Source organism: Kitasatospora nipponensis (genome assembly GCF_039528135.1).
Taxonomy (GTDB): Bacteria; Actinomycetota; Actinomycetes; order Streptomycetales; family Streptomycetaceae; genus Kitasatospora; species Kitasatospora nipponensis.
Map to the genome: position 1 here is coordinate 1 of NZ_BAAALF010000256.1, position 9,520 is coordinate 9,520.

Genomic DNA, 9,520 nt, shown 5'->3' on the forward strand with positions numbered 1-9,520 from the left:
CGCGCCCGCGGCACCGGCGCCCGCCCCCACGGACCTGGCCGGGACGGGCGGCGCGCCCGCCGGCGACCCGTCGGACCCGTCGGACCCGTCGGCGAGCGCCACGGCCGCGGCGTTCCGGCAGATCGCGGTCCGCCCGGGGGACCCCGCCACCCTGGTGCTGCCGGTCGGCGCCGGCCTGCTGCTGATCGGCCTGGGGCTGGGCCTGGTGGGCCTGCGGCTGCGCCGCGGCTGACTCCCGCCCGCGGGCGGGAACTCCACGGGTACCCCGAGCGTGCTCCAGGTGTACGCCGCGCGCCGCGCCGCGACCCGGTCGCGTGCGCCCCGGCGCCGCCGGTCGGTTGACCCCTCTCCGGGGCGAAGCATATGAAGGAGCTATGACGAAGCCGCTGAACGAACGGCCCGAGCACGAGCCGTACCAGGGATCGACGCGATCGGACGGGCCCCGGGAGGACGGCCCGCAGCAGGTTCTGATCGTCGGCCCGGACGGAATGGCGGTCGGCACCGGCCCGGGGACCACGGGCCGGGTCTTCACCCGCTCGGGCGAGGACGGCGAGCCGCGCGAGCTCCCGGTGACCGAGATGGTCGAGCAGCCTGCCAAGGTGATGCGGATCGGCAGCATGATCAAGCAGCTGCTCGAGGAGGTCCGGGCCGCTCCGCTCGACGAGGCGAGCCGGGTCCGGCTGAAGGACATCCACGCCAGCTCGATCAAGGAGCTGGAGCTGGGCCTGGCGCCCGAGCTGGTGGAGGAGTTGGAGCGGCTCTCGCTGCCGTTCACCGAGGACACCATCCCCACCGAGGCCGAACTGAGGATCGCCCAGGCCCAGTTGGTCGGCTGGCTGGAGGGACTCTTCCACGGCATCCAGACCGCGCTGTTCGCCCAGCAGATGGCGGCCCGCGCGCAGTTGGAGCAGATGCGCCGGGCGCTGCCGCCGGGCAGCCAGCTGGCCGAGCACGAGTTCGAGGAGCCGGGCGAGGGACGCGGCCTGCGCTCGGGCCCCTACCTCTGACGGCGGGGGCGCAGCCGATACCCTGACCCCTGTCGACGGCCCGGACGGCCGCCGACCGGGGTCGGATCGTGCGCCGCGCGGGTACGGTGCGTGCAGCACGGGGCACCGCAGCGAGCGCCGACCGGCATGCGGGCCGGCGGGGCAGGGCAGCCGATCAACCACGTCGCGGCAGCGGTGATCCGCCGTGCCGAGGGGGAGAGCAGAGGACCATGACCGAGGACGCCAACACCGGCCACGACCAGTCGCCCGGACAGATCCACTCGCTGGGCAACGGCAGGTACGTCCTCCAGCACCTGCTGGGCCAGGGCGGCATGGCCGCCGTGCACCTGGCCTACGACACGGTGCTGGACCGCCAGGTCGCGGTGAAGACCCTGCACACGGACCTCGGCCGCGAGCAGTCCTTCCGCGAGCGCTTCCGCCGCGAGGCGCAGGCGGTCGCCCGCCTGCAGCACAGCAACATCGTCGCGGTCTTCGACAGCGGCGAGGAGACCGCGCCGGACGGGGCGACCACGCCCTACATCGTCATGGAGTACGTGGAGGGCCACTCGCTGCGCGACGTGCTCAACCAGGCGATCGCCGAGCACGGCGCGATGCCCACCGAACAGGCGCTGAAGATCACCGCCGCCGTGCTGGCCGCCCTGGACGCCTCGCACGACCAGGGCCTGGTGCACCGCGACATCAAGCCCGGCAACGTCATGGTGAACACCAAGGGCGTCGTCAAGGTGATGGACTTCGGCATCGCCCGTGCCATGCAGTCCGGCGTCACCTCGATGACCCAGACCGGCATGGTGGTCGGCACCCCGCAGTACCTCTCGCCCGAGCAGGCGCTCGGCAAGAGCGTGGACGCCCGCTCCGACCTCTACTCGGTCGGCTGCATGCTCTTCGAACTGCTCACCGGCCAGCTGCCGTTCGACGGCGACTCGCCGTTCTCGATCGCCTACAAGCACGTCCAGGAGGAGCCGCCCGCGCCCTCCAGCATGAACCGCGCGGTCACCCCGGCGGTGGACGCGCTGGTCGCCCGCTCGCTGCGCAAGGACCCGGGGCACCGGTTCCCGACCGCCGAGACGATGCGCGAGGAGGTCGAGCGGGTCGGCACCGGGGAGAAGACCGGCGGCACCCCGCTGATGGCCAGCAACCCGCTGGTGATCAGCGAGGGTCCGCGGGCCGCCCACGCCTCGACCTCGCTGACCAACTTCCCGCAGGTCGGCGGCGACATCCGCACCCCCACCCCGCAGGTGCAGCAGCCCTACCAGCCGGCCCAGCCGCCCTCGCCGTACGGGCCGCAGACCCCGCCGCCGCAGGCGCGGTTCCAGACCCCGCCGCCGCAGCAGTACCAGACGCCGCCGCCCCAGCAGCAGTACCAGACCCCGCCGCCCGCCTACCGCACGCCGCCCCCGCAGCCGCAGCAGCAGTTCCGGACCCCGCCGGCCTTCCCGCAGCAGGCGCACACGCCGGCGCCGATGCCGATGCAGGTCCCGCAGGGCGCGCCGTACGCCCCGCCGCGCCCGGTGCCGGCCAACAACAGCGGCTGCTCGACGGCGCTGGTGGTGATCGGCGTCGTGGTCGGCCTGATCGTGCTGGTCGGGATCATCATCGCCATCGTGGCCACCAAGACCACCAGTGACTACAGCGGGGCGCCGGGCCTGCCGACCACGGTCGTGCGGCTGGTGGAGACGCAGGGGCCGCCGGCCGGGCGGTGAGCCGCCCCGGGAGGGCGCCGCGGGCGGTGTGACGGCCTCTGACGCATTCTCCGTGTGAGGGCCCGAGGCGGTAGCGTTCTGGGGAGTGAATCGAAAGGGCGACCGCGACCAGCGTCTGCCCGGGGCGAGGAGTAATGGCACAGACGCAGCAGCCGGGTGACGGCGATGGGGAGTTCGCTCCCGGTCCGGGCCCCGGCAACGGCGGCGGATCCGACCAGGACGACGTCACCCGCGAGACGCCGCTGCCCCCGGGGGAGCCCGGCGCCACTGCCTCCTCCGAGGAGACCACCGCCGCCCGGGCCGCCGGTCAGCCGGCCGGTTCGCCCTACGGCGGTCCGGCCACCCCCGGCCGCGGCACCGCGGCCGCGCTCGGCACCGTCGGCGAGGGCCGCTACCGGATGACCCACCGGCTGGGCCGCGGCGGCATGGCCGAGGTGCTGGCCGCCCAGGACGTCCGGCTGGGCCGCACCGTCGCCGTCAAGCTGCTGCGCCCGGAGCTGGCCCAGGACGAGGTGGCCCGGCTGCGCTTCACCCGCGAGGCGCACTCGGTCGCCGCGCTCAACCACCACTCGATCGTCGCGGTCTACGACACCGGCGAGGAGCACGTCGGCGGGGAGTCCACCCCGTACATCGTGATGGAGCTGGTCGAGGGCCGGACCGTGCGCGAGCTGCTGGTGGACGAGGAGGCGCCGCCGGTCGACCAGGCGCTGATCATCATCGCCGGGGTGCTGGAGGCGCTGGACTACAGCCACCGGCACGGCATCGTGCACCGTGACATCAAGCCCGCCAACGTGATCATCACGACGACCGGCGCGGTCAAGGTGATGGACTTCGGCATCGCGCGGGCGCTCACCGGCGCGGCCAGCACCATGACCCAGACCGGCATGGTGATGGGCACCCCGCAGTACCTCTCGCCCGAACAGGCGCTCGGCAAGCCGGTCGACCACCGCTCCGACCTGTACGCGGCCGGCTGCATGCTCTACGAACTGCTCGCGCTGCGCCCGCCGTTCACCGGCGACACCCCGCTCTCGGTGGTCTACCAGCACGTCCAGGACCCGCCGGTGCCGCCCGCGCAGGCCAACGCTCGGGTGCCCTGGCAGCTGGACGCGCTGGTGCTGCGCTCGCTGGCCAAGAACCCGGACGACCGCTTCCAGAGCGCGGACGAGTTCCGCGCCCACGTGCAGCACGCGCTGCGCGAGATGCACGGCGCCTCCGGCGCGGGCTACGCGGCCGGTTCCGCCGCCGCTGCCGCGGCTGCCGCCGGACTGGCGGCGGCGGGTTCGGGCCACTCGGGCGAGCACCCCGGCTACGACGGCACCCCCGGCGAGGGGACCGCGGTCACCGAGGCGTTCGGCGCCTCCGGCGACCGCACCGCGGTGATGCCCTACGGCGCGCCGACCTCGCCCTACCAGACGCCGGCCAAGCCGTACCCGGGCCACGGCGGCCCGGGTGGCGGTCAGGGCGGTGGCGGCTACGGCGGTGGCGACGAGGGCGGTGGCGACGACTACGGCCGGGCCCCGAACGGCCGGCGCAAGCTGCTGGGCTGGGTGGCCGGCGTGCTGGTGCTGGTCGGCGCCGGGGTCGGCGTCGCGCTGGCGGCCAACGGCGGCGGGAGCGGCTCGACCGTCACCCCGCCCTCGACCTCGCCCTCGGTGACGGCCTCCGACACGGCGACCGACGAGCCCTCGCAGAGCCCCTCCCCCTCGCCGAGCCAGACGCCCAGCCGCATCCGCACGCCCAGCTACCCGCCCACCGACAACGCGCCGCAGACCCCCTCGCAGCCGTCGTACACCCGGCAGCCGACCCGGTCCAGCTCGCCCACGGCCAGCGCCTCCGGCTCGGCCAGCGCCTCGACGTCGGCCTCGGCCTCGGCCAGCACCTCGAGCAGCGCGAGCGCCTCCACGTCGCCGAGCGGACCGGCCACCGGCGGACCGACCGGCAGTGGCTCGCCGGCCGCGCCGCCCACTCCCAATCCCCCGCACACCGGGGCGGCCAGCCCGCCGCCGCCTACCCCGCAGTAGGAACCAACCGCACGACGGCGAGCCGGGTGCGGTCAGTTCGTGAAGGCGTCCAGCACCTGCTCGTACTCCTGGCACCACCAGGCCGTCTGCGCCGCGGCCGCCGGGAAGAGCGGGTCGGCGCGCGGGTCGGCCCGCTGGTAGCGCCACTGCAGCATCCAGAAGTCGTTGAGCCGCTCCCACCAGACCCGGTGCACCGCCGCCGCCAGCTCGGCGGCCGGCGCCCCCGCGGCCTGCCGGTAGGCGCGCGCGTAGCGGCGGACCCGGGCCAGGTCGAGTTCGCCGCCGACCCGGTCGTTGAAGATCAGCGTGGCGGCCCGGACCACCTCCTCGCCGCGCGGGCGCACCCGCAGCCGGTCCCAGTCCAGGACGGCCGCCACCCGGCCCTCCCGGTACAGCAGGTTCAGCCCGTGGAAGTCGCCGTGCACCCAGCCGGAGGGCCCCACCGCGACCGGTGCGGGCCGCCGGTGACGGTGCGCCGCCAGCAGCTCGGCGCGCTCGGCCAGCCGCCGCTCGGCCAGCCGGTCGAAGGCGTCGTAGGGGCGGCGCCGGCGGACCAGCCCGGTCAGCTCGCCGATCAGCACGGTGGTGCGGTGCGGATCGGCGGTCGGCAGCGCGAGGGGCTGGACGACCGGGGCGCACACCTGCGTGAGTGCGCCGTGCAGCCGGGCGAGCAGCGCGCCCAGCTCGGCGCACTGCGAGAGGCCCAACTCGGCACCGGTGAGGTGGTTTCCGGTTACCCACGGGTAGAGGGCGAACCGCCGGCCCGCGCAGTCGACGACCGTCCGCCCCGCGCGGTCGGCCAGCGGGGGCGGCGTCGGCAGCCCGCGGGCGTGCAGCGCGCCGGTGGCCCGGTGCTGGGCGGTGATCGCGGCGCGGGTGGCGGTGGCCTGCTCGACGTAGCACTTGAGGAAGTAGCCGCCGGTGCTGGTGGTCACCCGGTAGCCGCGGTTGAGCAGCCCCTCCGCCACCGGCTGCGCCTCGAGCACCCGCCCGGCGCGGTAGCGGCGCAGCACCCGGGCGATCACCGAGCGGGAGACCGGGGGGCTGAGGGTACCCACCGGCGGGGCGTCGGCGTCCGGCCCGTCCGGTATCACGACGGCATACGGCTCCGGGGCCGGGAGGAGGTCCAACAGGCCAGGGCTGAGCACGGTCTGACTGTCTGTCACGCCCGATGATCGTAGCGCCGCGGGCCGGCCGCGCACCGGTTGGCGCAATGTGTCCGGTTGTGAGCGCGCGGCCGTCGGGCATGATCACCGAGGGTGCGCCGACTGTCCTGCTCGGAGCGGCTGATGCCTGCTCAGGACTGCTGGTGCTGATCGGTGCCGAGCCGGGCGACGTAGGCCGCGGCCTGGGTGCGGCGCGCCATGCCCAGCTTGGCGAGCAGGCTGGAGACGTAGTTCTTCACCGTCTTCTCGGCCAGGTGCAGCTCGCCGCCGATCTGCCGGTTGGTCATCCCCTCGCCGATCAGGTCCAGGATCCGGCGCTCCTGGCGGGTGAGCTGGGCGAGCTTCTCGTCCTCCTTCTCGCCGCCGCCCTCGCGCAGCCGCTCCAGCACCCGGCTGGTGGCCACCGGGTCGAGCAGCGAGCGGCCGGCCGCCACGTCGCGCACCGCGGAGAGCAGGTCGGAGCCGCGGATGGCCTTGAGCACGTAGCCGGAGGCCCCGGCCATGATCGAGTCGAAGAGCGCCTCGTCGTCCGAGAAGGAGGTGAGCATCAGGCACCTGATCTCCGGGCGCCGCGAGCGGATCTCGCGGCAGACCTCGACGCCGTTGCCGTCCGGCAGCCGGACGTCCAGCACCGCCACGTCGGGGTTGACGGCCGGGATCCGGGCCAGTGCCTCGGCCGCGCTGCCGGCCTCGCCGACCACCTCGATGTCGTCCTCGACCGAGAGCAGCTCGTGGACCCCGCGCCGGACCACCTCGTGGTCGTCGAGCAGGAAAACCCTGATTTGTCCGTTTCCAGTCACGGCCAAATCCTCCCATGTCGGGCCAAAAGCGACGTACCGCCCGCACCGGCCGCCCACACAATCCGTCCCAGTTACCCCCTTACGCGAAAACGCCCTGCCCGGATACCGTGCGCAGGTGTCCTGACGGCACCCGCCGGCGCGAGCTTCGAGCCCGGTCGACCCCCACCCTGGTCGGAACAAGTAGGACGTCCCAGCACCGGCGCACCAAGGGCGCCTGCTGGGTAACGTTCTCGTGAGGACGCCGTCGGAAAAGGATCACCACCTGCCGCGTATTCGGTGCGCACACCCCGCGCCCCGTGCGAGGAGGTGACCGGACCGGTCACCGGCGACCCCGGGCGGCCGGACAGACCGAGGAGTGAACGTGACCGTCAAAAGTACGACGAGGGCGCGCAAGAAGGCCGCCCCCGGCGTCCCTGACAGCCTCCGCACGGGGAAGGACGCCCCGGCTGAGCTCATCCAGCTGCTCACTCCGGAGGGCGAACGGGTCGAGCACCCGGACTACCCCCTGACCGTCACCCCCGAGGAGCTGCGCTCGCTCTACCGGGACCTGGTGCTGGTCCGGCGCTTCGACGCCGAGGCGACCGCCCTGCAGCGGCAGGGCGAGCTGGGCCTGTGGGCCTCGCTGCTCGGCCAGGAGGCCGCGCAGGTCGGCAGCGGGCGCGCGATGCGCGAGAAGGACTACGCCTTCCCCACCTACCGTGAGCACGGCGTGGCCTGGTGCCGCGGGGTGGACCCGCTCAACCTGCTCGGGATGTTCCGCGGCGTGAACCACGGCGGCTGGGACCCGAACGAGAAGAACTTCCACCTCTACACCATCGTGATCGGCTCGCAGACCCTGCACGCGACCGGCTACGCGATGGGCATCACCAAGGACAGCGCCGAGGACGCGGTGATCGCCTACTTCGGCGACGGCGCCTCCAGCCAGGGTGACGTCAACGAGGCCTTCACCTTCGCATCGGTCTACAACGCGCCGGTGGTCTTCTTCTGCCAGAACAACCAGTGGGCGATCTCCGAGCCCACCACCAACCAGACCCGGATCCCGCTCTACCGCCGCGCCTCCGGCTTCGGCTTCCCGGGCGTGCGGGTGGACGGCAACGACGTGCTGGCCTGCCTGGCGGTCACCCGCTGGGCGCTGGACCACGCCCGCAGCGGCAGCGGCCCCGTGCTGGTCGAGGCGTTCACCTACCGGATGGGCGCGCACACCACCTCCGACGACCCCACCCGCTACCGGGCGGCCGAGGAGACCGAGGCCTGGAAGGCCAAGGACCCGATCTCGCGGCTGAAGGCGCACCTGGAGCGCGAGGGCCTGGCCGACGAGGCCTTCTTCGCCGCCCTGGAGGCCGAGAGCGAGGCGCTGGGCCTGCGGGTGCGCGAGGGCGTGCGCTCGATGCCGGACCCGGACCCGACGCTGATCTTCGACCATGTCTACGCCGAGCCGCACGCTCTGGTGGCCGAGGAGCGTGCCGAGTATGTCGCGTACGCGGAGTCGTTCGAGGGCGGGGAGTAACCGATCATGTCCAAGCTCACCATGTCGAAGGCCATCAACGAGGGCCTTCGCTCCTGCCTGGAGACCGACCCCAAGACCCTGGTGATGGGTGAGGACGTCGGCAAGCTCGGCGGCGTCTTCCGGGTCACCGACGGCCTGCAGAAGGACTTCGGCGAGGACCGGGTGATCGACACCCCGCTCGCCGAGTCCGGCATCGTCGGCACCGCGATCGGCCTCGCACTGCGCGGCTACCGGCCGATCGTGGAGATCCAGTTCGACGGCTTCGTCTACCCCGCCTTCGACCAGATCGTCACCCAGCTGGCCAAGATGCACGCCCGCGCGCTGGGCCACGTCAAGATGCCGGTCACCATCCGCATCCCCTACGCGGGTGGAATCGGCGCCGTCGAGCACCACAGCGAGTCGCACGAGGCGTACTTCGCGCACACCGCCGGCCTGCGGGTGGTCACCCCGTCCAACCCGGACGACGCCTACTGGATGCTGCGCCAGTCGGTCGAGTCGGACGACCCGGTGATCTTCCTGGAGCCCAAGGCCCGCTACTGGGACAAGGCCGAGATCAGCGCGGCCCCCGCGCTGGACCTGCACAGCGCCAAGGTGGTGCGACCGGGTACCGACCTGACGCTGCTGGCCTACGGCCCGATGGTCAAGGTCTGCCTGGAGGTGGCCGCGGCCGCCGAGGAGGACGGCCGCCGCATCGAGGTCGTCGACCTGCGCTCGCTCTCGCCCGTCGACTTCGCCACCCTGGAGGAGTCGGTCAAGCGCACCGGGCGGGCCGTCGTGGTGCACGAGGCGCCGGTCTTCATGGGCATGGGCGCCGAGCTCGCCGCCCGGCTCACCGAGCGGTGCTTCTACCACCTGGAGGCGCCGGTCCTGCGGGTCGGCGGCTACCACGCGCCGTACCCGCCGTCCCGGGTCGAGGAGCAGTACCTGCCCGACCTGGACCGGGTGCTGGACGCCGTCGACCGCGCGCTGGCGTTCTGAGCAGGAGGGACCACGATGACTACCGAAGTCCGCTCACTGCGTGAGTTCAAGATGCCCGACGTGGGCGAGGGCCTGACCGAGGCCGAGATCCTCAAGTGGTACGTCCAGCCCGGCGACGTCGTCACGGACGGCCAGATCGTCTGCGAGGTGGAGACCGCGAAGGCGGCCGTCGAGCTGCCGATCCCGTTCAACGGCACGGTCGAGGCGCTGCACTTCCCCGAGGGCAGCACGGTCGACGTCGGCACCGTGATCATCGGTGTCGCGGTGCTGGAGGCGGCCCCGGCCGCACCGGCGCCGGTCGCCACCGCCCCCGCGGCGGCCGCGGCGACGCCGGCCGAGGG

At 73.6% G+C, this 9,520-nt stretch carries 8 protein-coding genes and 1 pseudogene; 7 read left to right on the forward strand and 2 right to left on the reverse strand.

The features are described from left to right. The 4 genes and pseudogenes from ABD323_RS37300 to ABD323_RS37315 form a co-directional block, all read left to right on the forward strand. A pseudogene (locus ABD323_RS37300) lies at positions 1–232 on the forward strand (hypothetical protein); the annotation flags it as partial. A 142-nt stretch (positions 233–374) separates the two neighbouring features. After that, complete coding sequence (locus tag ABD323_RS37305; protein ID WP_344446542.1) at positions 375–1,007, forward strand: bacterial proteasome activator family protein; 633 nt, start codon at positions 375–377, stop codon at positions 1,005–1,007. 209 nt (positions 1,008–1,216) lie between these two features. Next, complete coding sequence (locus ABD323_RS37310; protein WP_344446543.1) at positions 1,217–2,707, forward strand: protein kinase domain-containing protein; 1,491 nt, start codon at positions 1,217–1,219, stop codon at positions 2,705–2,707. A gap of 134 nt (positions 2,708–2,841) precedes the next feature. Next, positions 2,842–4,728 carry a protein kinase domain-containing protein gene (locus ABD323_RS37315; protein WP_425556295.1) on the forward strand — a complete coding sequence of 629 codons (1,887 nt, stop codon included), beginning with the start codon at positions 2,842–2,844 and terminating at the stop codon, positions 4,726–4,728. Between the two features lie 32 nt (positions 4,729–4,760). On the opposite strand, the gene ABD323_RS37320 is transcribed toward ABD323_RS37315, so the two are convergent. Both ABD323_RS37320 and ABD323_RS37325 read right to left on the reverse strand, forming a co-directional pair. Beyond that, positions 4,761–5,786, reverse strand: coding sequence for a phosphotransferase (locus ABD323_RS37320; protein WP_425556296.1), 1,026 nt, complete (start codon positions 5,784–5,786; stop codon positions 4,761–4,763). Positions 5,787–6,025: 239 nt separating this feature from the next. Next, on the reverse strand, positions 6,026–6,694 hold the full coding sequence (locus ABD323_RS37325; RefSeq protein WP_344446545.1) for a response regulator: 669 nt from the start codon (positions 6,692–6,694) through the stop codon (positions 6,026–6,028). Between the two features lie 361 nt (positions 6,695–7,055). On the opposite strand from ABD323_RS37325, the gene pdhA reads away from it, so the two are divergent. The 3 genes from pdhA to ABD323_RS37340 form a co-directional block, all read left to right on the forward strand. After that, positions 7,056–8,201 (forward strand): pyruvate dehydrogenase (acetyl-transferring) E1 component subunit alpha, encoded by a 1,146-nt coding sequence (gene pdhA / locus ABD323_RS37330; protein WP_344446546.1) that lies wholly within the window; start codon positions 7,056–7,058, stop codon positions 8,199–8,201. Between the two features lie 6 nt (positions 8,202–8,207). Then, positions 8,208–9,179 (forward strand): alpha-ketoacid dehydrogenase subunit beta, encoded by a 972-nt coding sequence (locus ABD323_RS37335; protein ID WP_344446547.1) that lies wholly within the window; start codon positions 8,208–8,210, stop codon positions 9,177–9,179. A 15-nt stretch (positions 9,180–9,194) separates the two neighbouring features. Beyond that, positions 9,195–9,520: biotin/lipoyl-containing protein (locus ABD323_RS37340; RefSeq protein WP_344446548.1), on the forward strand; the 326-nt coding region annotated here is incomplete at its 3' end.